Here is a 26,105-nt window from a genome sequence, read left to right on the forward strand (position 1 = left end):
TAATTGTTATTTGTTTTTAAAAAGTAAAGGGGCAAATTCGGTTAAATACCTGCGCCACACCTGGTAACTATGTACGCCTTCAGTTTCCTTATATTCAAATTTAATGTTTTTGGTGTGCAGCCAGTCGATATATTTACGTACCGATGGTGTAAGGTAATCATCTTTACCTATAGCTATCCAAACCAATTTCAGCTTCGTGTTTAAACTTTCATCCAGTTTGGGGAAGGCTTTGGTATAATCCGGATCGAGCAAAATTACCGCCGGGCTAAACGAGCCTACATAGTCAAACACATCCGGATGATTTAAGCCCGCATCTAACGACTGGCCGCCACCCATTGATAAACCACAAACCGCGCGATATTCTTTTGTTTTGCCCACGTTATACAATTTTTCTACCATCGGGATAGCCTCCTCAAACACTTCGGCCATAAACAGCTCCTCATTCTTTTTATAAGCTGCGGGGGTGCGTTGGCCTGTACCGGGTTCAAACATTTCGGGCGCACCGTATCCTAAAGTGTTGATAATGATCATTGGTTTGGCTTTGCCTTCGGCTATCAGGTTATCCATAATGATATTCTCACGGCCGGCAGTAGTCCAGGCGCTGGTCTCATCCGTCAACCCATGGAAAAGGTAAAATACCGGATAAGGCTCTTTCCGTTTAGGGTCATAACCCGGTGGCGTATATACCCTCATATCCCGGTCATCACCCACAATTTTCGACTTAAAAAAATGCTGACTTAATACGCCATGCGGCACATCTTTCAACTCCCAGCTTAAATTAGCGGGGCCATGTACCTGCACCAGGCTTTGGCCGAGCGCGCGTTTAAACAGTGGTTTAATATCGGGGTTGTTTGGATCGGGCAGTACGTTGCCGTCTACTGAAAATGTGTAGCGGTAAATATCAGGGGCAAAATTCGCACTGAAATTCCAAACCCCGCCTGTGTCTTTTACCATTGGGCGGGGCTTGCCATCGTCCATTATCAGCATTACCTTTTGGGCGGTTGGTGCCAGGAACCTGAAAGTTACCGTACCATCCGTTGCTACCTGCGGAGAATGGATATTTTTTGGCGCAGGGGCCTGAACAGACTGTGCCTTAACCCCGTCAAGGGCAAGGCACAGCATGATCGTTATGATTGATCTGATCATATCTCTTTTAGTAATAAATTAAAATCCGTAACGTAAACCTAATTGAAACTGGTAAGGGTTACCGCCCGGTACCACTACACCCGTATTAGGATTAACGTTATAATTGTAAGTAGATGTGGCTGCGTTAAAACTGGCTATAGAGTAAATGCTTTGTGCACCCAAGTTTTTGGTAAGGCCTTTGTTTTTGTTTAGTAAGTTAACCACGTTGAACAGATCGCCCGAGAATTCTATATATTGTTTCTTGGTGAAAGTTCTGATTCGCTTAGCTAAACGGATATCAACCTGGCCGTAAAAGCCGTTAACACCGCCGTTACGCTCGGCAACTTTGCCAATGCTTTTGCGCACATAGTCTTTAAGGCTTTGGCTGGCGTTAGGGTTATCTAAAATTGCCTGGATACCTGTACGGATAGCAGCTGGCACTGTAGGGTCTGCCGGATTAAATATATAAGCCAGGTCATTTGATGCTACAAAGTCGCCGTTAACGTTACCTGCAACAATTAGCGAATAGCGCGAGCCGCCGATACCGGAGTATCTGAAGCCTAAGCTAAAGCCGTAGAAAGTTGGCAGTGTACCATAAACTACTACTTTATTCCTGAACTGATTATCTGAAGCAGTTACCTGGCTCAAATCGCGCGGATTATCTCTTACAGGTAATGAAAGCGTAGCTGTGTTGGCTACGTTGCCGTTGTAAGAGGTATTATCTTTGGTATCGTTATAAGTATAACTAAAAGAGATTTCGCCATCTTTAAAATATCTGTATGTTCCGTCAAATACAAACGCGTATTGGTTAACCTTGCCGTCGCTGTTCAAAGCAAGCACACGGCCAACGTTTAGCGTTTTGCGGCCCTTTGTCCAGTCTGCCGCGCCATTAGCTGTAGGGATACTGCTTGCCGGTACATACACACCGCGGTTATCTTCGTTCGCCAAACGGAAATAAGGCTGATCGACCATATTAGCATCGGTGTACATGTAGTTGTTGCGCGCTAAACTCATGTAGGCACTTACGCCTAACCTTAAACGCTCGGTAATAAAACGATTGTAAGAGAAGTTAGCTTTATAGACTACCGGGATGCGCACATTTTCGCGGTTCAAGTTGATGGTTGATAACCTTGATACACCCGGAACATTAAATAATTCGGCACCCGGCGAAGTTGACGGGTTGGCACGGTAACCCGGGAAATTTGGAGTTGGCACCAAATTAGGGCCGGTTGCCGAACGGGTAATATCTACCGCAGCCAGCTTGGTACCATCAAAGATCATGTTGTTGATCATGGTATAGTTCAGAATGTCCGAACCAAAAATACCACCACCTAAACGGATAATATCTTTCTGGCGTTCGCCGATATCCCAAGTAAACTGCACGCGTGGCTGGATCTGGAAGGTATTTAAGGAATGATCTGTACGTAAGCCCAGGTCATTATATACCGTCTGGTTAAAAGTGGGCTTATCAAGATAATTAGTATAATCAGCACGTACGCCGGCCATCATATCTAAACCAGGCGCCAGCTTGGTTTGCATTTGCGCGTAAAGGCCGGTGTTGATAAAGTTTTGTTTAACGCTTGGATCTGCAACCAACGGAATTTCGCGGGCGTAACGGTAAGGCGCCAGGTTGTTAAAGGCATCTATACCGGTGTAAAAGAAACGACCGTTAACTTCACTACCGTAACGCGAGTTCATGTGTGTATACATAAGGTCGGTACCGAAGGTGAAGTTGATCTTATCGGTATTGTAGTACAGATTATTGGTAACCTGCGATACATCACTGAAGAAATATTCTGGGGCGTAACGCTGGCCGCCTAACTGGATAGAGGTAAAAACGCTTTTACCATCAACAGTCGACTGGATCCTATCGACTATAGCGCGCGGGATAGTGGCGTTACCGGCAGGTAGCTGGCTGCCCTGGATACTCTCTACCGATGCTGACAATTGCTGCACCTTCAACTCGTTGGTTAAACGTGGCGAAAGGGTCGACCGCAATGTAGCCAATGTACTGTTACTTTTATTACGGCTTGTACCGTAAGTTTCATATAGGGTAATAGCCGTATTGTCGCCAATGTTTTGATTGTTCAGATCGTAGATGTAGTTATTACTAACCGTTAACAGGTTGTTTTTATTCAGCTGGAAATCTAAACGGGCGTATAAAGCTGTTGTTTTTTCCTTTTTGTCGAACGAACCTGTTTGCGGGGTGCTGGCTAAGCCGTATTTGGCACGGCCAATATCCAGAAAGGCATTGAGGTTAGCCTGGGTGATGTTGTAACGGGTCTCATCTGCGGGGCCCTGTATATCTGCAATTTGCAATGGCCTTGCATCGCGCTGATTGTCATAAGCTACAAAGAAATGCAGTTTATCTTTAATTATCGGGCCGCCTAAGGAGAAACCGTATTGATAAGTAGAGAACGGTACGTTACGTTTATTACCGCGGGTATCGTAGGGTGATGACAACTCATCTGCTCTTACGAACGTAAATGCACTACCCGATAATGTATTGGTACCCGATTTGGTAGCAGTATTGATAGTACCACCACCGCTGCGGCCGTAAGTAACATCATACTGGTTGGTTACTACCTTAAACTCGCGCACGGCCTCTATCGATATCGAGTATGGAGCGCCTGTACCGGCTGTACCACCAAATGTTGCGTTCTTAGCAGTCATACCATCAATGGTATAGTTGGTAGACGTACCTAACTGGCCTGAAATACTGCTTCCTCTGCTTAATGGAGAAAGATCGATAAGCGACGTAAAATTACGTCCGTTAACCGGCAGTTTGCTAATGTTGCGGGAGCTAACTGAGGTAGATGCGCCAAGATTGGGAATATTATTTTGCATGCTGGATGCGTTAATCTCTACAACCTTCAAATCGTTGGTCGCAGACTGCATTGTAACATCCAATTTTAATATATCACTTAAGTTTAATGTATAACCACTACGCTTTTGCGTACCGAAGCCTACAAATGATATGGTAACGGTGTAAGGGCCACCTAAAGGTAACTGTTTAAATACATATTCACCTTTAGGGTTGGTTACGGTATTAGTGGTAAAGCCTGTCGATTCGTTACGCACTTGTACGGTGGCACCGGGGATTGTTTCCTTTTTTTCGTCGGTTACGGTACCAGTAATGCCGGCCTGGGAGGTTTGTGCAAAGGTTGCCGTTCGGGTAAAGCAAAGCGTCAGGAGGAGCGCAATTGCGACAAAATTTTGTAATTTTTTTAACATATGGGTGTGGTTTAACGTTAGCACGAAAGTACTCCTCAACTGTTAACCAAAATATCAGGCCATATTACCATATTAATAACGTTCGGATAGAATTGTTATAATTTGATCGGCAAACACCCTATTTTTTTGGTGATTACTTAACAATCACACAATTATTTGTTTAAATAAACATTGATTATTGCTCATAAACCCTTGTTATTAAGCTGTTAAGGCCATGTTTAGAAAAAGAGTTTCGAAACGATCTGTCCTAAATTTCATTTCAATATTTTTCCGCTTATCTTAGCATAAACTCTTATCGTACTTTTCATGAAAAAACTCATACTTCCAATAGCTATCGCTATGGCGATAAGCAGCCATACACAAGCACAAATGAATATAAAGACGCTACCATACCCGCAAACTAAAAAAGGCGATGTAACAGATACTTATTTTGGAACCGCAGTACCCGATCCGTACAGATGGCTGGAAGATGACCGGTCTGATGATACTAAAGCTTGGGTGACGGCCGAAAACAATGTTACCCAAAACTATTTAGGGCAGATCCCCTTCCGCGAGGATATCCGCAAACGGTTGGAAGTACTATGGAATTACGAAAAATACAGCGCACCTTTTAAAGAGGGTAAGTACACTTATTTTTACAAGAATGATGGTTTGCAAAGCCAATCAGTTTTATACCGCCAAATTGGCGAAGGCATGCCCGAGGTTTTTCTCGACCCCACAAAATTCTCCAAAGATGGCACTACCTCTTTAGCCGGGATCGCCTTTTCTAAAGACGGTAGCCTGGCAGCCTACCAGATCTCTGAAGGCGGTTCTGACTGGCGTAAGGTTATCGTTTTAAAAACAGCCGATAAAAGCATTGTTGGCGACACCTTAATGAACGTAAAATTTAGTGGGGTTGCCTGGTACAAAAATGATGGCTTTTATTATAGCAGTTACGATAAGCCGAAAGAAGGCAGCCAGTTAGCCGGTTTAACACAGTATCACAAGCTATATTACCACAAATTAAGCACCCCGCAAACCGAAGATAAAATGATATTTGGTGGCGAAGCAACGCCCCGCAGGTATATTGGCGCGGGCCTAACGGAGGATGAGCACTATCTGATCATCAGCGCATCAACATCAACTACCGGTAACGAATTATACATTAAAGATATGACCGTGCCTAACAGCCCTATAGTTAACATTGTAGATAACTTTAATAACGACCATAACATTATTAATAATGTTGGTAGTAAACTTTACATTTTTACCAACCTTAACGCACCAAACTATCGTTTAGTTACAGTAGATGCCGCTAATCCCAAACAGGCCAACTGGAAAGACCTTGTACCGGAGACTAAAAACGTGTTGAGTATTTCAACCGGGGGCGGTAAATTATTTGCCGAATATCTAAAGGACGCCACATCGCTTGTAAAACAATATGATATGAATGGCAAATTTGAGCACGACATCGCTTTGCCATCGGTTGGATCGGCAAGTGGTTTTGGTGCTAAACAACATGAAAAAGAAACCTACTACAGCTTTACCTCATACATATACCCCAACACAATTTTTAAATATGATATTGCAACAGGCAAATCAACCGTTTATAAAAAATCGGGGGTAAAATTCAATCCCGAGCTTTACGAATCGAAACAGGTGTTCTATACGTCGAAAGATGGCACGAAAGTACCGATGATCATCACTTACAAAAAAGGCACGGTACTCAACGGTAAAAACCCGACGCTTTTATATGCTTATGGTGGTTTCAACGTAAACCTGACACCGGGTTTTAGCACATCAAACATTATCCTGCTGGAGCATGGCGGCATTTACGCAGTTCCAAACTTACGAGGAGGTGGCGAATACGGCGAAAAATGGCACCTGGCAGGAACCAAAATGAAAAAGCAAAATGTTTTTGACGATTTCATAGCTGCCGCCCAATATTTGATCGATAATAAATACACGTCAAAAGACTACCTGGCGGTGTCAGGTGGGTCTAACGGCGGCTTATTAATAGGCGCAACAATTACCCAACGCCCCGATCTTTGTAAAGTAGCCTTCCCCGCAGTTGGCGTTATGGATATGCTACGCTACAATAAATTCACAGCGGGCGCAGGCTGGGCTTATGATTATGGTACAGCCGAAGATTCAAAGGAAATGTTTGAATACCTGTACAAGTATTCGCCATACCATGCTATCAAACCGGCAGACTATCCGGCAACAATGGTTACCACTGCCGATCATGACGACCGCGTAGTGCCTGCACACTCCTTCAAATTTGGATCCCGCCTACAGGAAATGCAAAAAGGTGCAGCACCAATATTGATCCGCATCGAGACCAAAGCAGGTCACGGTGCGGGTAAATCTACCGCTCAGGTAATTAATGAGCAAGCCGATAAATGGGCTTTCATGTTCTGGAACATGGGCATTAAATTTTAAATAAACGCACAGTAAACAAACGGCCTGCAAGCTGTTTGTTTACTTGTTTTTATAACTAATCATCTAACCCTTTTCCTTCAAGAATTTTAGGGATAAACTTTTCGACCCTCGCCTGGCGGGTTTTGGCCTGCTTGGCGGCTATGAAATAAAGATGGTACCCCTTTTGCCGCCCAGGTGTAAGCGCCTCAAAAGCTGCTTTCAGAGCAGGCATTTCATCTAATTTACTTTGAAACTCTCCGGCAACTTTAAACTCGGCAGCCGTTTTGAACTCAACCTTTAACCCGGCTTTCTCTATTTCAACAGCCTCAAATACGTAAGCTTTAATGGTAGGCTCCAATTCTATTATCTCATCAACACTGGTAAATCGCAGTTGCCTTGCCGCTTGCACATTTTCAGTCTGCTGAACCAATAGCCGATTGGCATCATTTAGTAAGGCTCCTTTAAAAAATAGCAAGGCACAGTATTCTTTAAACACGTGGATTAAAACAACGTTGCTTTTCTGGTAAGTGTAACAAGGTACACCCCATTTCAATTCTTCGGTAAGGTCACAATCAAGCATAATCACTCTTAACTTCTCAATCTCTTGCTGCCACTTTTTGGCTTTATTAAAATAAAAACCAACGTTAGAATTCATTTTGATATTTAGCTTAATTGGTTTGCGCACCGCATATGGCCGTAATTCTTTAAAAAGTAATTATAAAAAAACCGCTCAACATTCGTAGATCGTTTCGTATCGGCTAGGGGATAGATATCGAACTCTTTGCGAATAGTGTTTAACACAAAACAGCAAGAATACGACATCCAACTTATTCACAAACCATTTGTTAAGTATAAAGTTAACACATGTTTAATAACGGCCGGTTTATCTTATAAGCTGTCATGGTTAATACCTTTGGTTAGTGAACATGATTTTATAATTAAGCTATAAACTATTATGATTAAACGCGGCTTAGTCTGGTTCAAAAATGATCTGAGGCTCCATGATAACGAGACCTTGACGAGGGCGCTTGAGGAATGCAGTGAACTGGTGTGTTGCTATTGCCTAGAAAGGACAGACTTTGACATGCTGGACCTTGGCTTTCGAAAGATGGACATAAACAGATTCAAGTTTTTGGAGCAATCTGTAATCGACTTGCAACGTAGTTTAGAATTGTTAAGTGGTCATCTGGTTATCAGTGAAGAGTCCGCGCTCGTTACATTACCTGAACTTGTTAGTAAATATGGCATCACGGACATTTATGCGGAAGAGCAGTATGCCAGCTACGAATTGGATCTGGCTGAGAAAGTAATGGCTGCATTGCCTGAAACCAGTTTCCACCTTTTTTGGGGCAAGACACTTTATCACAAAGACGACATCCCATTTAAAATTGACAAAATTCCACTTACAAGCAAAGCCTACCGCATACCTGCGGCACAGGAAGCAGATCCACGTGAAACTTTTGCAGTACCTGCAAGCATCAATCAGGTAAAAAAAATTAAAAGCAATGTCTTTCCCTCCTACACCGAATATGGATTTGATGAAGAAGAATATAAGCGCGCAACTCCGTTTTTACTGGGCGGCGAAACTGCGGCTTTAGAGAGGCTTGAATATTATACCTTCAAATCCGAACTTTTAACAGGATACAGGTGGAGCAGAAACCGCTCTGACGGACTGGACTACAGTTCAAAATTCTCTCCATACCTGGCATTGGGTTGTATTTCTCCAAGGGAGATTTATAAAACGGTCAAAGCTTACGAAAAGAACGTTAAAAAGAATCAAAGTACCTGGTGGCTAATTTTTGAATTGGTATGGAGGGACTATTTTACTTTTAAAGGAATGCGTTTTGGAAACCAGATTTTTAATACGGCGGGTTATAAAAGCAAAAAAATTGTTTGGGAGAATGATCCTGTAAAGTTTGAGCGATGGTGCTTAGGAACTACCGGCGTTCCTTTTATAGATGCACATATGCGCCAATTAAACCAAACCGGATTTATGAGCAACAGAGGAAGGGTAAACTGTGCAAGCTATTTCGTTCATGATCTTAAATTGGACTGGACCTGGGGTGCCTCCTATTTCGAATCAAAATTGATAGACTATGATGTAAGTTCAAATTGGATGAACTGGCATATGCAGGCCTTCGAAATATGGTACACAAATCCAGTTCATCAATCCAACAAATACAAAGCACAAGATTTTATACGCCAATGGGTTCCCGAGCTTTCGTCTAATAATAATGTCGAGGTTTTGATTCCGTGGGAATACGAATTATCCGATTATCCCAAACCAATAGAGGTGCATAGCAAGTGGAGCCGGGCTATTAATCTGATCAAAAAAATCAAGCCATAATCTGGAGATATAAATAATTTTAACAAGAACAAACACAATGGGTGTAAATACGTCGACAACGGGACCTTAACCCTTGAAATAGTAAGTACGGCGTTATTTAGCCAAAACGTACGGTAACACTAAAACTACTCATTATTAAAGCGCTTTGTTGGAATGGAGGCTCACGTGGGTTTACAGATGATTTCTCAGGAAGGCTTGGAACTACCCATATCTCTACATGTGATAACCTTATCAACTAAGTATTGTTCAATATAAAGAAAGGTATTGTAAAATCGCTTCATAGGAAGGTTCTGATTCTATTTCTATCACTTTATTCGTTTTTCCTCTTTGTGTGCGCAGCAAACACAATGTTTCCGCATGTCAAGTGAAGCCTTTTAAACATAGGCATCAATAATTAATCATTATGCTGGATCACACTACCAAAAACTCATTTGTCAAAGTGTGGATTATGTAACTTTTAACGGGTATGGTGTAACAAACACAACTTATTGAATATCAGTTTTTCACCCCCTTTTGTACTCCGGTAGTTAAGTGATTTTTTTGGCCGACATCTATTCAGCCTATGACGAAGATCACATTTATTAATGACGTGTGTCACCGGCTATCTTTCTCGTATTGAATAGATTTGACTGGCACCGATTTGCCAAGCAAGTACGCGCTAACTCATATTTACATGAAAACAGATAACACGGTCGAAAGGCCCCCTAAAACGGAAGAAGAACATTTTGCGCCTATAGGCACCATCGTTTTTATTACCTTACTGTTAGCACTTACCGCGCTGATCTGGTTCAGTCTTTACAACCTTCAATTAGAAAGGCACTCTTAAGCTATCGATATGAATAAATATGAGATCAGGGTAATTGTGCTTGCAGGACTTTTACTATCTGCTTTTTTCTTTGCTATTCTTTATAATGATTTCAGCCGGAACATTGATGTGCCTGCCTGCGTGACTTATTCCGGCACTTTTAAAGTGCCGCATGTAAAAAAACTTGACAGGTCGACGTATGAAGTTTACGGGGTAGCCAAAATGTGGGCTTTTACGCCTGAAGACCTCACATTTCCGGAAGGGAGCACCATCGACCTTTATCTCACTTCGGATGATGTTGTGCACGGTTTTAACATCGTAAAAAAAGGCGTTAACCTCATGGCTGTACCCGGTGCGACAACAAAAACCACTGTCACTTTTGAAACAGCCGGTGTGTATAGAATCCTTTGTCATGAATACTGCGGAAGCGGCCATCAGTACATGATGGGCAAAATCACCATCACTCCTAAAAAATATTATTAAATGAACATTAGCAAACCATACCGGACGGTAATACTTACCGGCTTACTAATGCCCATGACGCTCTTTATACTGGGCTGTTATAACGGTGTTATGCAAACCATTTATCGTGCAGGCATTATTCACCAATCATCGGTAGCCGGCATTAATTATTACCAGGGTCTAACGATGCATGGCGTGATAAATGCTATTGTGCTCACTACATTTTTTGCCGTGGTTTTTGGACATGTAACCGTTTCCTATTATTTAAAGAGAGAACCGCCTAAATTAACTTATCAGATCTCTATGCTGCTAATGGTGGTTGGTACGCTGATGGACCTAGTGGCTATGCTGACGGGTAAGGCGCAGGCACTATATACTTTTTACGCCCCTTTAAAAGCTTCTCCATTTTTTTATGTTGGTACCGCTTTACTGATCGTCGGCAGTTGGATAGCTTTTTTCGGATGGATCAAAATATGGTACAGCTGGAAAAAAGAAAACCCCGGAAAGAGAATGCCCCTGGCCATTTTGGGCACTTTTGTTAATTTTTCAATTTGGCTTGTCGCCACACTTCCTGTAGCCTATGAAACGCTGGTAATATTAACTCCCTGGTCGTTAGGTTGGACAGACAGTATCAATGTTCCGTTGACCCGCATGCTGTTCTGGATGTTTGGGCACCCGCTGGTTTACTTTTGGCTGTTACCGGCTTATGTCGCTTACTATACGATCTTGCCTAAAGTAGCAGGGGGTAAACTTTACTCGGGTAATGCAGGGCGGCTCGCTTTTTTATTATTCCTGATACTATCGATGCCGGTAGGTGTACACCATCAATTCAGCGAACCGGTATTTACACCCGGTACTAAATTGTGGGCGAGCCTTTTAACTTATGCGGTATCGATCCCGAGTTTTATGACCGCTTTTACCGTGGCGGCGTCTTTAGAATATGCCGCAAGGAAAAGAGGTGCAAAAGGTGTTTTCAGCTGGATGTGGAAATTACCGTATTTTGAGGTTGATAGATATCTTTTCGGGTATTTCATCTGTGGTTTGATCCTGTTCATTTTTGGCGGGTTATCAGGTATTGTTAATGCTTCTTACACTTTGAATCAACTGGTTCATAATACCGACTGGGTACCCGGACACTTCCACATGACCGTCGCCGGACCAGTTATCCTGGTGATCCTCGGCATGAGCCTTTACATGTACAGTACGGTATCAGGCAAGGCGCTCAAGTTTAAAACTTTCGCCGTGATGGTACCCTACGTTTGGATGGTGGGTATCGCATTTTTATCTCATGGTTTAATGTCCGGAGGCTTGATGGGCGAGCCCCGGAGAACAAACCTTGGTTTATCCTACACTAATCCGGACAGCCCGTTGTTTAATCATCATTTCGTGCCGACAACAACCACAACGCTGGTTGGAGGTATCATAATGGGTATTGCCGCTATACTTTATTTTATCGTATTCTTTGCCACTGCGATGGGAAAACGCGTAAATGAACCACAGCTTATTTTGCCCGAATCGGAAGAGTTGCATGAAGAAAAGGACATACCGCTATTACTGACCATGAAACCATGGCTTATTTTAATGATCGTTTTAGTAATGACCACCTATGTGCCGGCGCTCATAAGTATCTTTAAGTATTCAAAAGCGGTGCCTAATAAATTCCAGCCGGACAGTCCCCAAAACTTACAGAAATAAGGTAGCTATGTTCAATCGGATATTAAATAAATGGCAATGAAACCGATCAAAGGGAAAGCAATTGTTTTGTTCTTTTTGGTGATAGTTACAGTGCCACTACTGGCATTCACCCTAATGCGATGGTACGAGAATAACGTTGAAGCGTTACCCTATTATAAAAAAGGTACATCCATAGAAGATCCTGATTCGAAACACTTCACGGTTCCGGATTTTGCATTTCTGAACGCAGACAGCAACCTGGTAAAGAGTGATTTCGTTAGCGGAAAAGTTTGGGTAGTCAATTACTTTTTCACTTCCTGCCCATCCATTTGTCCTAAAATGATGGCGGGTATGAGGTTCGTTCAAGAGGCTTTTCCAAATGACGATCAGGTGCGCTTGGTTTCGTTAACCGTAGACCCGTATCACGATAGTCCTGCGAAACTCAAAAGCTATGCGAAAAAGAAAAATATTAACCTGCAGCAATGGCAATTGGCTACCGGAAGCAAATCAGGTCTTTATCTGTTTGCCCGCAATGGCTTATTCATCACGGCAACAGATGGTGATGGCGGGGACAATGATTTTATACATAGCGATAAAATTGTGCTCATTGACCGTGAAAAACATATCCGGGGTTATTACACCGGTACGGACAACGATGAAATCAACCGTCTGATAAAGGATATAAGCCGGTTAAAGTTGATGCCCAAAAACAAATCAAATACACCGTTATGAAAACGATCCTATTAAGTGTAATTATCCTGCTTCCGATTGGCTGTAACGCCAGCGCCGCAGAGCCTGATACTTTACAGGGAAAAGCGCTATTTCAGAAAAATTGCACCTCCTGTCATGCGGTTCAAACACGTATCGTTGGCCCTGCCCTGCGCAATGTGTCTCACCGGCATAGCGAAGCCTGGCTCATCAAATTTATTCATTCTTCACAATCGGTGATCAAAAGCGGGGATACCTCGGCGTTAAGGCTATTTAACCAGTTTAACCAAACGGTAATGCCCGACCATCCAAGTCTGGGTGATCAGGATATTAAAAACATAATCAGTTATATCAGGAGCGAAAGTAATAATGCTATAGCGAAATTACCCATAACGATGGCTCCAGAAGATAATGACCCGTATAAGGGTGAATCGGGTTTTGTAAGGCAAGTGGTGTATATTGACCTGCCGGGCACACATGTACCTATTTTACCTAATGACTATCGTACCTGGTTTTTTATTGCTGTTTTGATTTTTTTATCACTGCTTACGTTGTTTACTGTTATTAAAGCAAAAACTTTAATTGTTAACCTGAAAGAGAAACATGGGCAAAAGACCATTACTGGGGACAATTTGTCTTAAATCTATCAAAACCTTTACAGGAAAGGCTTAATTTTGAAGTGACGGACTAATTACAAACTAAGTAAGCCGCACAAAATCATTTTTATCCTTTAGCATGTTGATCCCGAGATAACGCTCCATTCCCCTGATTAGATCCCTAAAACGTTTTTATGTTCATAAGACGGAGCAATGAATGGCCTTTAATTCCATGCGCTTTTAATTTGAGAATATACAGTAAACCTTCTTAATTGTTCCTGTGATACTGAAGGGGCTGGGCTGATCCGCTGTATCTTCTGCCGACGGATGCCGCTATTATCCCTATTCTATTTTCTTCTTACTCAGCTATTAACTCTTATTAAGCCCTACTTTAATGATGGTAATTTAGAAATAATGCTACATAGACTTTGGATCCCGATTATAGATTTAATGCTATTGAATGGGATCGGCCTATTTCGTAAATTGGCTGCTCCGCAATTCAGGAGGATATTTAAACTAACGATAACCAAGAGTATATTACATTGTTAGTTAAGAAATTCTTTTAAGCTCAAAAAACTTCAAAAAATGCTGATTTATAAGGTTTGTAGTTGACAGTAGCACTGAGAGTAAAAACAAAACCCTTGTAAGTAAATAACTTACAAGGGTAATATGATAATATTGGTAGCCCGTAGGGGAATAATATCGAATCATTTTCTTAAAGATTTGAAGAGATTAGTGGGTTAAATTTAATATTTCTGATGGTTCAAATTTAGCTGATATCTTATGATTCTAAGTTGGTACTATAGCCCAAACTTGATCATGCCAATTGGTTTTTTTCGATAACTTTTAAAAATACGATCCCAAAATGGGAAGACCGATCCATAATTAGAGTTAGTTTCAACTACAACTTTTGAATGATGTATCCGGTGCATCAACGGACTGATGATTATTTTCCTTAACAAAAAATCAGCTTTTTGATTTATCCTGATATTGGAGTGAACCAGCAACACTACTGGAAAAAACAAAATACCGTAGGCGATCAGCCCGGAAACAGTAATACCCATAAAGGTCAGAAACACTGCTTTAGCGATAACGGCGAAAAAAAGCTCTACGGTATGAAATCGGACTGCCGTGGTTGTATTCATGCTTTCATCCTCGTGATGGAATTTATGGAATCTCCAGAATAGGGGTAACTTGTGATTGGTTCGATGCCACCAATAAACGAAAAGATCAATACAAAGGATTTGTAGGACTACGGATAGCAAGTTAGGGATTTTGGCAAAATGAATCAATCCAATATGCTTCACCAAAGCGTATTGCATCAGTTTTTGTAAATAATATCCGGTTACAAAGGAAAACACCAGATTAACCACGCCCACCATGATGTTTTTTAAATCATGATTGGTTTTCAATAACTCTTTGCGTTGCGGGAAAAGATGTTCCGCAACATAAGTGAGTAAAAACAAAAGCCCGACCGCCAAACCCTGGAACGTACTATTCATGCAGAATAAATGTTTTGTCTCATAAAATCAAATGGTTCATGGAATTATTTTAAACTTCATAAATCCATTTTTAAGGTATATCTTCAATTCTTAAATTTACGATGAAATACTATTAAAGGGTTTTATTAGCTTAAAAATAGGACTGTATTTTATAATTTAAAAAGCCGCCCTCTAATAAACAACGTATATCTTTTATAATTAAACGAACCATGGATAGTTATCTTGATGAAACGGTCAACGTATATCGCAATGCCGCATTAAAACCTGATGTTGGCCTCTGCTGTACCACAACTCCTATGAACGCCTTTCCTGGCTTGGAGATACCTAATATCATGCAGGAAATGAATTATGGATGCGGCTCCATCGTAAGTGCCAACGATCTCGCTAATGATCCAACAATACTTTATGTTGGTGTAGGCGGTGGTATGGAGCTTTTGCAATTTTCCTATTTTAACCGACATAATCAGGGTGTTATAGGCGTCGATATTGTGGACGAAATGCTGCAAAGCTGTTCCGATAATCTATTGGAAGCGGAAAAGTTAAATCCGTGGTTCAAAAAGGAATTTATTGATCTGCGTAAGGGTTCTGCTTTGGCGTTACCTGTAGCGGATAATTCTATAGACGTAGCCGGGCAAAATTGCCTGTTTAATATTTTTAAGGAGAGTGACCTCAAACAAGCATTAACCGAAATATACCGGGTATTAAAACCAGGTGGCAGATTAGTGATGTCTGATCCGGTTTGCGACCAGCCTATGAACGAAGAATTACGTAACGACGACAGGTTACGTGCTTTATGCCTTACGGGCTCATTGACGTTAAGTGATTATATAAAAAGTATAACTGACATAGGCTTTGGCACAATAGAAATAAGGGCTAAAAGGCCATACCGCATTTTGGCTCCCGGACAATATCCTACAGATGAACTGCTTTATATTGAGAGTGTGGAAGTTTGTGCCATTAAAGACCCTATGCCTGCTGACGGGCCTTGTGTGTTTACAGGTAAAGCCGCCATTTATTATGGTGAAAAGGAATATTTTGACGATAAAAAAGGCCATGTTTTGATGCCTAACCAGCCTTTAGCTGTTTGTGATAAAACAGCCGGGAACTTAGCAGCATTGAATCGTGATGATATTTTTATATCAAACTCCACGTGGTTTTATGACGGCGGTGGCTGCTGCTAATTAATCCATCCGATGAAGATATTTATCACGGGCGTTACCGGTTACATCGGGCAAAAACTGGCCTTACAGCTGGCGGGTGACGGGCATACTATACATGCGCTTGTCCGTAATCAACAAAAAGGTAAATCGTTATTGGATCATCACAATATCCTCTTATTTACCGGAGATATTTTAGATCCCGATTCCCTGCTAAATTCTATGGCTGGTTGTGAGCAAGTTTACCACCTGGCTGCATTGGCCTCGGTGTGGCATCGGGATCCCCAAAGCTTTCATATCATCAATGTAAAAGGCCTTCAAAACGTTTTAGATGCCTGTTTGCAATTGGGTATTACAAACGTCCTATTCACATCTACTGCGGGGGTTGTGGGAGATTCAGTAGATGGTAAACCCGTGTGCGAATTGACCAACCCTAACCCCAAACTGGAAACGCTTTACGAGCAAAGCAAAGTGGAGGCTGAAAAATTGCTAAAAGCTTATATTCCTAAAGGTATCCGTGGGATCATCGTCAACCCCAGCCGCGTTTATGGACCGGGGTTACTTACTGAAAGTAATGGATTTACCCGTTTGATGAAAATGTACATAAGTGGGCATTGGAAGATCAAACCCTGTAACGGAAAAAGTATAGGTAACTACGTTTATATTGACGACACGATAAACGGGTTGATAGCCGCTATGGAAAAAGCTAAACCAGGTGAACGTTATTTATTGGGTGGTGTGAATGCCACCTACAACGAGTTTTTTACCTTGGTGGATGAACTTACCGGTGTAAAAAGAAAAATGTATAATGTCTCACTGCCTGTTATGCTGCTCCTATCCCGGATACAGTTATTGATGGCGCGTTTATTTGGAAAACAACCCACGATAACCCCGCCTTTTGTGAGGAAGTACAATAAACACTGGATCGTCAGCTCCAAAAAGGCTGAAGAGGAGATAGGTTATACCATCCTTCCTTTAAGAGAAGGGGTAAGTAAAACGCTAAATTGGCTTAATCAACCTGTTTAACAGCCGCCACTAATTCATCGTAAGTATAAGCCGCCTCGTGAAACTTCTTTTTACCATTTTTCATGATGAGTGTTCCGGGCAGTGCACCTGACCAATCGGCACTTATCTTTTCATTATAGGAATTTGGCGCTTCGTTCAGTAAATAAACTTCGCCGGTTAACCGATGAGATTTTACGAAAGGCTGCACACCGCTTTCCAACTTGGATTTCAGATCGGTACTGATCAGGATCACTTTAACAGGTTTACCTTTCACTGCCATTTTGAACCTTTCAAATTCAGGCAATTCCTTTACACAGGGTTTGCACCAGGTGGCCCAAAAGTTAATGACGTAAGTAGTGTCTTTACCTTGTTTAATTCGGCTTTCCATTTGTGAAACTGTAATGAGTTTAACTTGCTGTGCTTGTAAATTGAATGATAACAACAAGCAAAAAGCGATGGTATATATGATTTTATTTGTCATGACTTTAATTAACTTTAACGGGCACTGATTGATATACGTACATTTTAACCAATTAGATGCGTGAATTAAACGATGAAGATAAGCATTATCATTCCTGTTTTTAATGAAGCTGAACATATCGGCAAACTGGTGGATTACCTAATGCGCTTTGGTAAAGGTAGTTTAGCAGAGATCATAGTTGTAGATGGCGGCAGCAGTGATCATACTTTGTTAGCGGCAAATAATTTCGGCGCAAAGGGCGTTATTAGCCCTCAAAAAGGCCGTGCAGCACAAATGAATTTTGGCGCTTCACTGGCTAAGGGGGACTTGCTTTATTTTGTTCATGCTGATACTTTACCTCCTCAAACCTATATAACGGATATTGTAGATGCTGTTGAAACCGGGTATGATATGGGCCGGTATCTTTCTACTTATGATAGTAATAGTTGGTTGCTTAAACTTAACGCTGTGTTAAGCAGGTTGGATACCTTCAGTGGTATGGGTGGCGATCAGACACTCTTCATTACCAAAAATCTATTTCAACAAACCGGCGGTTTTGACGGGACGATGAGGATCATGGAGGAGTTTGAATTTTGCACACGGGCAAGGAAGCTAGGAAAATATAAGATCATCAATAAACCTGTACTTATATCTGCCAGGAAATACGATACCAATGGCTGGTTTACTGTTCAAAAGGCTAACTACACCATTGTTAGGATGTATCTGAAAGGGGCAAGCCAGGAAAGCATGGCTTTGAAATATAAGGCGATGCTTAATTACCGCTAAATTTGGATTCCGTTTAAGTTCAAATCCGCCGCTTCATCTACATCGTGTAATTTTAGGAGTAAGTTGTACGTTAATTCCAGCCGATTCACGGTTGCTATCGTTTGGTTTGTTACCTGATCGGTACTCCATGCTTTATCCGTAAATAACTCAGGCACATAGCGATTTGCGCCTAACAGATAATACCCACCGTCAAATGTGGGTCCTATAACTATGTCATTCCCGGTCAAAGCAGCTATAGCCTTTTCAAGTATATCCGTTTGTAATTGATAACAATCGCTGCCGATGATCATCACCCGTTCAAAACCCTGGTCAAATAATTCTTTGAATGCATTTGACATCCTTGCGCCCAGGTCCTCGCCAAATTGCTGCCTTTTGGTATAGCCGGGTAAAGTCCAGATATCGTGTTCTATGACCTGATCGGTATAATAAATAAATTTCCGGCAGTTTAAAGGAATAGTGATTTGCCGTGTATGGTCTAATAATAAATTGTAAACGTACAAAGCCTTGTTATCACCGATAACTTTTGCCAGGCGGGTTTTAACTTTCCCTAACTCAGGGTGCCGTACAAAAATAATGAGTGCTGTCCTCATTTCCTTGTTAAAATCGGTAATCATGCTGTTATTTTAAGTTCGGGCGGTTGTTTGAAAAAATAGCTCCAGCATAGTACAGCGAGTGCGGCTCCAGCAACAGGCGCTAATATATAAATCCATAAGGCATTTAAATTGCCAGTGATTAGCGCAGGGCCAAAAGACCGCGCCGGGTTCATAGAAGCCCCACAAATAGGGCCTGCAAAAAGCGCCTCGAATAAAACTACACCTCCTATGGCAAGCCCGGCAAACATACCCTGCTCTTTACTACCCGTGGCTACGTTGATGATTACCAGCATTAAAATAAAGGTGAGTATGAGTTCCAAAATAAATGACTGCGCATTTGAGCCCGAAGGTACTGTCCAGCCCAAGTCTGTGTTTTGAGGAAAAAGATATTTTAAGGTTAAACTGGCGAATGCTGCACCTGTAAGCTGACTAATAATATAGGGGATGAGACATTTTGCCGGAAAGCGTTTGGCCAGGGTAAACGCGATACTTACGGCAGGGTTCATATGCGCACCTGAAACACTACCTAATGCATAGATCATGCTCATCACCACCAAACCGAAGGTAACCGCTACACCTAAATGGGTAACGGTATGTACCTGTTCATCTATAACGACCGCACCTGTGCCGCAAAAAACCATAATATAGGTACCTATGAACTCTGCCAGGTATTTTTTCATTCGGTCAATATTTAGTCTGCAACTGCACCGCCGCAACTGGATCCGGCGCCCGCTGTACAACCGTAGCAATGTTGTTTTAAAATGATCTCGCGGTTTTGCAATGCACTCAAATCAAAATCTGCTAAATGCTGTGAAGTTGCAGGGGTAACTTTCAAGTCAAGCATTTGGTTAAAATCACAATCGTACAGGTAACCATCCCATCCTACAGAGATCGTATTGCGACACATCACATTTTTAACTGCGGCCGGGTTAAATGCGCCGATCAGTTTTTCCATATACTTATCGTAATTGCCGGTCGTCAACAGATAATCAAGATACCGGCTGATGGGCATATTGGTAATTGCAAAAAGCTTATTGAAACTGATGTTATATTTTTTCATCAATTCAAACCTATACTCTTTTTCCAGTGCATCCTGCGATGGCGGTAAAAAGGCACCTGCCGGATTATAAACCAGGTTTAGAGTTAGCCCGGTGTCCGCTATCCCGTACCCAACCGCATTCAGCATTTGGAGTGCTTTAATGGAATCTTCAAAAACGCCGTCACCGCGTTGCTTATCCGTCCTGTCCTGCGTGAAACTTGGTAAAGAGGAAACTACTTCTATCCGGTGCAGTTTAAAAAATTCCGGCAGATCATGGAAACGCTTATTAGCTAAGATAATCGTCAGGTTACAACGCACGATGATGTGCTTCCCTAAAGCTTTGATCTGTTCCACAAACCACCTAAAGTCAGGATTCAGTTCAGGGGCGCCGCCCGTCAGGTCAACTATTTTAATTGGAGAGTTAGCTAACACGTTCAGGCAAAGCTGCATGGTATCCCGCGTCATGACCTCCTTACGATCAGGCCCGGCATCTACATGGCAATGTTTGCAAACCTGGTTACACATTTTACCCATGTTTACCTGAAAAATTTCTACACCAACAGCCAATAGTGGAAGCATACCTATGCCCGCAACTTTCTCTTTGAACGATGCATGTTTGTGGGTAGGGTTATGCTCTAATATATCCAGTTGATAGGAACTGTTAGCTAAAGGATTTTGCAGAACTTTTAGGGATTTGATCATTACATGCTAATTTCTTTCACCTTGTTCATCATCTGTACACCATGTACCAATACCGCGCCGCCTTTAATGGCAGAGGCTACGTGCACCGCTTCCATCATCTGTGCTTCGCTAAAGCCTTTTTCATAGGCGTCGCTGCTGTAAGCATCTATACAATAAGGACATTGTACTGCATGTGCCACAGCCAAAGCGATCAATGATTTCTCCTTCGCTGTTAATGCGCCATCCTTAAATACTTCGCCATAATAGGAAAAGAACTTATCGGCCATTTCTTTTTGGTATTCACCGATGTTGCCAAACTTACCGAGGTCTTCGGCATTATAATAATGATCAGCCATTGTTTTCAGATTTATAATTATTCAAATATAAACTCCAGTCGTAATTTTTAAAATGGATAGTTGGTTTAGTCCCTTCGGGGATGATCTTGTTTTTTATTAGAATTTCCAACATGCCGTTTTTTCCTCCGAAATCATGGCGGAACCAGCCCATCAAGGCCGGCACTTCCACTATATTTTGCACTTTATCGAAAGTTACTTCACCCTTTAGATAGGTTTTAACTGCCACATTTAACTGCTGATCCAATTGTTCGGGCTCATAAAAAGCGATTGGCGGGCAGCTTTTTGCCCCGCAGTTCAAGGCAAAATGAATACGGTAATCCAATTTTTCAACACGGAATTTCTTTTCGAAGGCCGAAGGAAAAAGCTTACCTAAGTAACCCTCGGCCCATTTCACCTTACTATGCCGTAAGATACCGTGCTCAATCAGGTCAAGGCTTAATACCTGCCCCGCAACGTGGATTTGTTTACTGGAAAAAAAGGAACCGCGCGTTTTGTACTGATCCGGATCTTTCTTTAATATCACCTGTGTAAAACCGTTATACAGGTTTAACCAAAATGCCAGTTTTTTATGATCGGTATTCAACTGTTCCGCTAAAAAGTTTTGATCTGCATTCTTTAATGTATCAATAAAGGACGCCGTACTATCGCTTGTTTTAGCGGCATACAGAAAGTTTTCCGATAATTTGATATAGTCAGGAGCATTGATTGTTTTATGCTGGGCATCGGCTAATGCCATTATCAACACAAAAAACAAAGTACAAGCTGATCTGATGGAGCGTTTCAAAAGCATACATAAATTACGTAATAAAATTTCTTATGGCTTTATGAAAAGGAAATAAGAATTAATTTGGAAGAAGTTTTTAAAGTTTTATTAATTCGAAAGGTCTAATTGGAATCACTATCTCAATACTTTGTCACTGCCGTCAGCGCTAAGTGATACACCTATTGAATAAGAAAAAACTGCATAAATTTGTTACCGCGTTTATCTATTTTGATAAAAACTGAATGTTCATCTTATCATCTTTAAAACCTGAAAAAATCTTTTGAAGCGTTAAAGAAAGATACTAGCCTTATTGATTTACAGAGTGTTTGATTAAGATAAGCTGGCGATCCAGCCTCCTCAACTGCTGATCAGCTTCCTGCCAAAGGATAACCTTTAGCTACCCAATTGGTTTGCAGGTTTACCGGAAGGTTTAACAATTTAACGTGGGTAAAACCCATCTTCTTCAACTCCATGAAAGCGGGCCGTATGTTAGGGCATTTAGCAAACGGGCAGCAACCGCAATAAATAATGATCACCGTGTTTTTTTTCAGCGCAGCGACCGCGCTTTTTAGCGCTTTCATATTTTCCTCTTTACCTACCGCGCCAATATGTTTTGCCCCTTTGACATCTTCTACCGCCCCAATATTTAATATGGCCGGCCATTTGGCCGGCGCTTCCTTTAGACTGGCTGCCAAATCCGCAGGTTCCATCAATTCAGTATCCGTCCAGGGATAATTATTCAGTACAGATGGCACAGCAACTGGGGATGTTTGCGCCACTACTTTGCAAGACCATAACGCTGCAATCAGCAGGCTGCAAATGATTAACCGTATTTTGCTTTTCATATAAAAAAGAATTAAAAGTACCTTCATAAGGTAATATGAAATTTATCTATGGTAAGATAGTCAAAAGGAAGACTAAAATACACTAACTAAAGGGCCTTCGCCTGCATTTTTTAAGAAGCCGATAGAAAGGGCGTCATGTCCCAATTTATCCAATTGCGTTTCAAATTCAAGTATGCTTTCTTCGGCCACGGCTACCAATAAACCACCGCTGGTTTGCGGGTCAGCTAAAATATATTTTTGTTCCTCGGTAACCGGCCCAATCTTATGTCCGTAGCTATTCCAGTTACGCTGGGTACCACCCGGAAAGCAATTTTGATCGAGATAGTATTTCAGAGAGGGTATAACAGGCACTTTAGCGAACTCGATTACTGCAGATAAGCCGCTGCCTTCACACATTTCAGATAAGTGCCCCAGTAAACCAAATCCGGTTACATCGGTCATGGCTTTCACATAGTCCATCTTTCCAAAAACTTCCCCTAATTGGTTCAGGGTGGTCATACTCTTTAAAGCGATAGCGGCATCTTCGGCCAATAATACGCCACGTTTTTGCGCGGTAGATAAGATCCCTACACCCAAAGCTTTGGTCAGGTATAAACGGCACCCTGCAGTTGCGGTCGAATTTTGTTTTAGGTTTGGGAGATCAACTATGCCACTTACCGCCAGGCCAAAGACCGGCTCAGGGCAATCAATGCTATGGCCACCTGCTAATGTGATACCGGCCTCCGCGCAAGTGGCACGAGAACCTTGCAAAACTTTTTGAGCTACTTCAGGTGGAAGTTTATCAATCGGCCATCCTAAAATAGCAATGGCTAAAACCGGTTTCCCGCCCATCGCATAAACATCGCTGATGGCATTGGCCGATGCGATACGGCCAAAATCATAAGCATCATCAACAATCGGCATAAAAAAATCCGTAGTAGAGATCAGCCCGGTACCGTTACCGAGGTCTAAAACAGCCGCGTCATCTCGTTTATCATTGCCGACTAAAAGCCTCGCATCAGGTGTTGTCACAATGGGACTATGCAGTATCTTATCTAAAATGGCAGGGCTGATCTTACAGCCACAACCTGCACCGTGAGAATATTGCGTGAGTTTTATTGATGTCGTAACCATTAGTTAGCTGCCGCGTTGATTGTAAAATTTAATATATTATTGGCCTGAGTGGCTATATCTGTATCATCAAGTTCAAGCGAAAGCACTTTGGAAACATCCCTTTTACTCAAACCAGTACGGTAGGTTTTATCATAATAGACCAATACGATCTTTACAAAATCCCTCATGCGGCCTTCCATGATGGCCTCTATCGCGTATTTGGTTTGTTCCGGCCCGAGACGTTTGCGGATACGTTCCGTAGATTCAATTAGGAAATCCTTATCTAAAGAACCGTATTCATCGGCGAGCGCGTTAACCCTTTGCTGCAAATCCACCTTAATGTCAATCATGGCGGCATCGCGCATCTGTTGCCAAAAGGGGTTAGGTATGGAACGTTTGCCGATGGTCAGGCTTTCATCTTCCACCCATACCTTTTTCTGCGGATGTGTATTTTTTAACTGTTCAGCGAGGTTGTTTTCAAACTGTTCCTGAGTAGGCTGCACCATTTTATTCATACTGCCGTAAGATGAACCCTGGTGCTGGGCCAGGTATTCCAAATCAATGACCTGTTCACCCATTACTTGAAGTTGCTGTAAGATACGCGTTTTGCCAGAACCGGTCATTCCGCCAAGCATCTGAATATTGTAAGGCCGATCAAACTGTTGATGCACCCAGCCTCGGTATTTTTTATAGCCACCCTGTATGACATAAACCTCAAAGCCGTAAAGGTCGAGTGCCCATGCCATCGCCCCGCTGCGCATCCCCCCACGCCAGCAATGAACACCAATTTTTTTTTTTGGTGCGATGATCAAAGCATCCTTAATAAAGCCCGACCATTTAGGGCCGGCAAGGTCAAACCCTAACAAAATCGCTTCCTCCCGGCCAACCTGCTTATAGGTTGTACCAACCTTAATCCTTTCTTCGTTACTGAACAAAGGGAGATTAAACGAGCCCGGTACATGGCCATGTGCGTATTCCGCAGGTGTCCGTACGTCTACTAAAGCAACAGAGTCTTTAAGCAGTAGGAAATTATTGATCGTTATCGGTTTGAACATTAGGCTGTAAATATACGTTACTATTTACTTCCGCCCGTTCAGATAAATCAACAAACGCAACCCGTTAAAAACAACTACCAGCGTTGAACCTTTACGCCCGACAACCCCTACCCTATATGCGAAAATTCCAAGTATTTTTAGAAGGATCGATACAGCGACTATCCCTAAACTGATACTAGGTTCTGTTTAATGCTCTGGCTTTAATGGCGGCTTAAGCCTGGAGCAAAAGGAAGATTATTCAGCCATTAATGCAATGATTTTAAATATTACGATAGTCAGGGAATTTGAATTAAGTATTCCTGCTGTGGAAAGCAGGAATATCTTTTTTCGGTTGTTGAAGTGGCCGGGCTGACCTGCTGTATCATATTACTAAGGCTCCGCTATCCCTGCTGCATTAGCCCATGTCCGCCCATCCGGGTTATCCATTTGCTTTGCTGCATCTCTTCGCTGCTGTTTTACTAGGCCTATTTGATCGTATTTAATGTTCCGATGTGGAATTTTGTAAGCTTTCAAACTCAACTAACTGAGATTTTAATAGTCATAAAGATATTTTGCTCACTTTTTGAAACGAGACTTAATCGGCTGCTAAAAAATAAAAAACTATATTTAAAACAATGAGATGCCTTTGAACGGGCTTTAGAAAAATTAAACGTTCATAAAGTAACGTGTATTTCCGGATTGAAAAGATAGCTATTTTACTGTTTAAAGCCTCTAAATAAATCATAATGAAACTGTATTGATTAACTTACAATAAGACATTTTTGTATTAATTCAGCGATCATAAATTTAGCCATCCAATTGATGAAAAATCTTTCTAACTTCATAAGATCAAAAATTGCTATTAGAGACTCAGACCTTGAAACCATTCTTGCAAGTTTTAAAACAAAACAAGTAAAAAAAAATCAACTCATCTTAAAAAGAGGTCAGATTGCTTATCAATATTTCTACATCAACTCTGGTGCGCTCCGTTTCTTTTTTGGCGAATTTGACGAGCAGCTTACAGCCTGGGTGGTTTTCCATGACGAGTTTTTTACAGAGATTTCCAGCCTTAACCCACAAAAACCGACGAGGTTTAACATTGAAGCTATAGAAGATACTGAGTTGATCTACATCGATATGCCCGAAATGGAAAAGCTGTATAAGCAGTTTCCTGCCTGGCAGGAGTTTGGCCGAATTACATGGGAGGCAATGGCTGTCAGAATGATCGATCAGATCATCAGTTTCCAAACATTGTCAGCAGAAGAGCGCTATTTGGAATTCATGAAGAAATCTGAACTAATCAAAAGAGTTCCGGTCAAACAGATCGCTTCCTATCTTGGCATTACCCCCAACGCCCTAAGTCGCATCCGAAAAAACATCAAGTAACCTTCATTAACTACCAAATGGTAGTTTTTGAACTTTTCTCCGTAGTTAGCTTTGC

General features: G+C 41.8%; 24 protein-coding genes. 11 read left to right on the top strand and 13 right to left on the bottom strand.

From position 1 onward, the window contains the following. Positions 1 to 6: 6 nt before the first annotated feature. Both IDJ76_RS07415 and IDJ76_RS07420 read right to left on the bottom strand, forming a co-directional pair. Positions 7 to 1,146, bottom strand: a complete 1,140-nt coding sequence (locus tag IDJ76_RS07415) for an alpha/beta hydrolase-fold protein (RefSeq protein WP_191162285.1) — start codon at positions 1,144 to 1,146, stop codon at positions 7 to 9. 18 nt (positions 1,147 to 1,164) lie between these two features. Further along, positions 1,165 to 4,359, bottom strand: coding sequence for a TonB-dependent receptor (locus IDJ76_RS07420; protein WP_191162287.1), 3,195 nt, complete (start codon positions 4,357 to 4,359; stop codon positions 1,165 to 1,167). Between the two features lie 306 nt (positions 4,360 to 4,665). Between IDJ76_RS07420 and IDJ76_RS07425 the strand changes: the two genes are divergently transcribed. After that, positions 4,666 to 6,780: a prolyl oligopeptidase family serine peptidase gene (locus IDJ76_RS07425; RefSeq protein WP_191162289.1), complete on the top strand. Its 2,115-nt coding sequence runs from the start codon at positions 4,666 to 4,668 to the stop codon at positions 6,778 to 6,780. Between the two features lie 55 nt (positions 6,781 to 6,835). On the opposite strand, the gene IDJ76_RS07430 is transcribed toward IDJ76_RS07425, so the two are convergent. After that, positions 6,836 to 7,414: a YdeI/OmpD-associated family protein gene (locus tag IDJ76_RS07430; RefSeq protein WP_191162291.1), complete on the bottom strand. Its 579-nt coding sequence runs from the start codon at positions 7,412 to 7,414 to the stop codon at positions 6,836 to 6,838. A gap of 300 nt (positions 7,415 to 7,714) precedes the next feature. Here IDJ76_RS07430 and IDJ76_RS07435 point away from each other — a divergent pair, with 300 nt between their 5' ends. The 6 genes from IDJ76_RS07435 (at position 7,715) to IDJ76_RS07460 (ending at position 13,396) form a co-directional block, all read left to right on the top strand. Next, positions 7,715 to 9,106, top strand: coding sequence for a DASH family cryptochrome (locus IDJ76_RS07435; protein WP_191162293.1), 1,392 nt, complete (start codon positions 7,715 to 7,717; stop codon positions 9,104 to 9,106). 673 nt (positions 9,107 to 9,779) lie between these two features. Beyond that, entirely contained in the window at positions 9,780 to 9,932 is a 153-nt protein-coding gene (locus IDJ76_RS07440) for a hypothetical protein (RefSeq protein ID WP_191162295.1), read from the top strand. A gap of 9 nt (positions 9,933 to 9,941) precedes the next feature. Next, positions 9,942 to 10,394, top strand: coding sequence for a cupredoxin domain-containing protein (locus IDJ76_RS07445; protein WP_191162297.1), 453 nt, complete (start codon positions 9,942 to 9,944; stop codon positions 10,392 to 10,394). Further along, the gene (locus IDJ76_RS07450) at positions 10,395 to 12,068 is read left to right on the top strand and encodes a cbb3-type cytochrome c oxidase subunit I (protein ID WP_191162299.1); all 1,674 of its coding nucleotides are present in this window, start codon (positions 10,395 to 10,397) and stop codon (positions 12,066 to 12,068) included. It abuts the gene before it with no gap. 36 nt (positions 12,069 to 12,104) lie between these two features. Then, positions 12,105 to 12,779 carry an SCO family protein gene (locus IDJ76_RS07455; protein ID WP_191162301.1) on the top strand — a complete coding sequence of 225 codons (675 nt, stop codon included), beginning with the start codon at positions 12,105 to 12,107 and terminating at the stop codon, positions 12,777 to 12,779. Beyond that, complete coding sequence (locus tag IDJ76_RS07460; RefSeq protein ID WP_191162303.1) at positions 12,776 to 13,396, top strand: c-type cytochrome; 621 nt, start codon at positions 12,776 to 12,778, stop codon at positions 13,394 to 13,396. Before IDJ76_RS07455 ends, IDJ76_RS07460 begins: the two co-directional genes overlap by 4 nt. Positions 13,397 to 14,151: 755 nt before the next feature. On the opposite strand, the gene IDJ76_RS07465 is transcribed toward IDJ76_RS07460, so the two are convergent. Next, entirely contained in the window at positions 14,152 to 14,817 is a 666-nt protein-coding gene (locus tag IDJ76_RS07465; RefSeq protein WP_191162305.1) for a sterol desaturase family protein, read from the bottom strand. Positions 14,818 to 15,062: 245 nt separating this feature from the next. Here IDJ76_RS07465 and arsM point away from each other — a divergent pair, with 245 nt between their 5' ends. Together arsM and IDJ76_RS07475 are read left to right on the top strand one after the other, a co-directional pair. Continuing rightward, positions 15,063 to 16,034, top strand: coding sequence for an arsenosugar biosynthesis arsenite methyltransferase ArsM (gene arsM / locus IDJ76_RS07470; protein ID WP_191162307.1), 972 nt, complete (start codon positions 15,063 to 15,065; stop codon positions 16,032 to 16,034). A 12-nt stretch (positions 16,035 to 16,046) separates the two neighbouring features. Beyond that, entirely contained in the window at positions 16,047 to 17,036 is a 990-nt protein-coding gene (locus IDJ76_RS07475) for an NAD-dependent epimerase/dehydratase family protein (protein ID WP_191162309.1), read from the top strand. On the opposite strand, the gene IDJ76_RS07480 is transcribed toward IDJ76_RS07475, so the two are convergent. Beyond that, positions 17,020 to 17,496 carry a TlpA disulfide reductase family protein gene (locus tag IDJ76_RS07480; protein ID WP_191162311.1) on the bottom strand — a complete coding sequence of 159 codons (477 nt, stop codon included), beginning with the start codon at positions 17,494 to 17,496 and terminating at the stop codon, positions 17,020 to 17,022. The two genes, IDJ76_RS07475 and IDJ76_RS07480, sit on opposite strands and share 17 nt — an antisense overlap. Positions 17,497 to 17,568: 72 nt before the next feature. Here IDJ76_RS07480 and IDJ76_RS07485 point away from each other — a divergent pair, with 72 nt between their 5' ends. After that, positions 17,569 to 18,261 (top strand): TIGR04283 family arsenosugar biosynthesis glycosyltransferase, encoded by a 693-nt coding sequence (locus IDJ76_RS07485; RefSeq protein ID WP_191162313.1) that lies wholly within the window; start codon positions 17,569 to 17,571, stop codon positions 18,259 to 18,261. Here the strand turns inward: IDJ76_RS07485 and IDJ76_RS07490 are convergent. The 8 genes from IDJ76_RS07490 to mnmH all read right to left on the bottom strand — a co-directional run bounded on the left by IDJ76_RS07490 (position 18,258) and on the right by mnmH (position 24,685). After that, positions 18,258 to 18,875: a TIGR04282 family arsenosugar biosynthesis glycosyltransferase gene (locus IDJ76_RS07490; protein ID WP_224746230.1), complete on the bottom strand. Its 618-nt coding sequence runs from the start codon at positions 18,873 to 18,875 to the stop codon at positions 18,258 to 18,260. The genes IDJ76_RS07485 and IDJ76_RS07490 overlap by 4 nt on opposite strands. Further along, the gene (locus IDJ76_RS07495) at positions 18,872 to 19,534 is read right to left on the bottom strand and encodes an MIP/aquaporin family protein (RefSeq protein WP_191162315.1); all 663 of its coding nucleotides are present in this window, start codon (positions 19,532 to 19,534) and stop codon (positions 18,872 to 18,874) included. The genes IDJ76_RS07490 and IDJ76_RS07495 overlap by 4 nt, the downstream gene beginning before the upstream one ends. An 11-nt stretch (positions 19,535 to 19,545) precedes the next feature. Further along, a complete protein-coding gene (gene arsS / locus IDJ76_RS07500; RefSeq protein ID WP_224746231.1) occupies positions 19,546 to 20,595 on the bottom strand; it encodes an arsenosugar biosynthesis radical SAM (seleno)protein ArsS in 1,050 nt (349 codons plus the stop codon). Next, positions 20,595 to 20,930, bottom strand: a complete 336-nt coding sequence (locus IDJ76_RS07505; RefSeq protein ID WP_191162317.1) for an arsenosugar biosynthesis-associated peroxidase-like protein — start codon at positions 20,928 to 20,930, stop codon at positions 20,595 to 20,597. The genes arsS and IDJ76_RS07505 overlap by 1 nt, the downstream gene beginning before the upstream one ends. Then, positions 20,923 to 21,666: a DUF547 domain-containing protein gene (locus IDJ76_RS07510; protein ID WP_191162319.1), complete on the bottom strand. Its 744-nt coding sequence runs from the start codon at positions 21,664 to 21,666 to the stop codon at positions 20,923 to 20,925. The genes IDJ76_RS07505 and IDJ76_RS07510 overlap by 8 nt, the downstream gene beginning before the upstream one ends. Before the next feature lie 395 nt (positions 21,667 to 22,061). Further along, positions 22,062 to 22,538: a rhodanese-like domain-containing protein gene (locus IDJ76_RS07515; RefSeq protein WP_191162321.1), complete on the bottom strand. Its 477-nt coding sequence runs from the start codon at positions 22,536 to 22,538 to the stop codon at positions 22,062 to 22,064. 72 nt (positions 22,539 to 22,610) lie between these two features. Then, positions 22,611 to 23,651 (bottom strand): selenide, water dikinase SelD, encoded by a 1,041-nt coding sequence (gene selD, locus IDJ76_RS07520; protein WP_191162323.1) that lies wholly within the window; start codon positions 23,649 to 23,651, stop codon positions 22,611 to 22,613. Further along, positions 23,651 to 24,685 (bottom strand): tRNA 2-selenouridine(34) synthase MnmH, encoded by a 1,035-nt coding sequence (gene mnmH, locus IDJ76_RS07525; RefSeq protein WP_191162324.1) that lies wholly within the window; start codon positions 24,683 to 24,685, stop codon positions 23,651 to 23,653. Before mnmH ends, selD begins: the two co-directional genes overlap by 1 nt. An 801-nt stretch (positions 24,686 to 25,486) precedes the next feature. On the opposite strand from mnmH, the gene IDJ76_RS07530 reads away from it, so the two are divergent. Continuing rightward, positions 25,487 to 26,050: a Crp/Fnr family transcriptional regulator gene (locus IDJ76_RS07530; protein ID WP_191162326.1), complete on the top strand. Its 564-nt coding sequence runs from the start codon at positions 25,487 to 25,489 to the stop codon at positions 26,048 to 26,050. The last annotated feature ends 55 nt before the right edge of the window (positions 26,051 to 26,105 follow it).

This window comes from Mucilaginibacter glaciei (genome assembly GCF_014773245.1).
Taxonomy (GTDB): domain Bacteria; phylum Bacteroidota; class Bacteroidia; order Sphingobacteriales; family Sphingobacteriaceae; genus Mucilaginibacter; species Mucilaginibacter glaciei.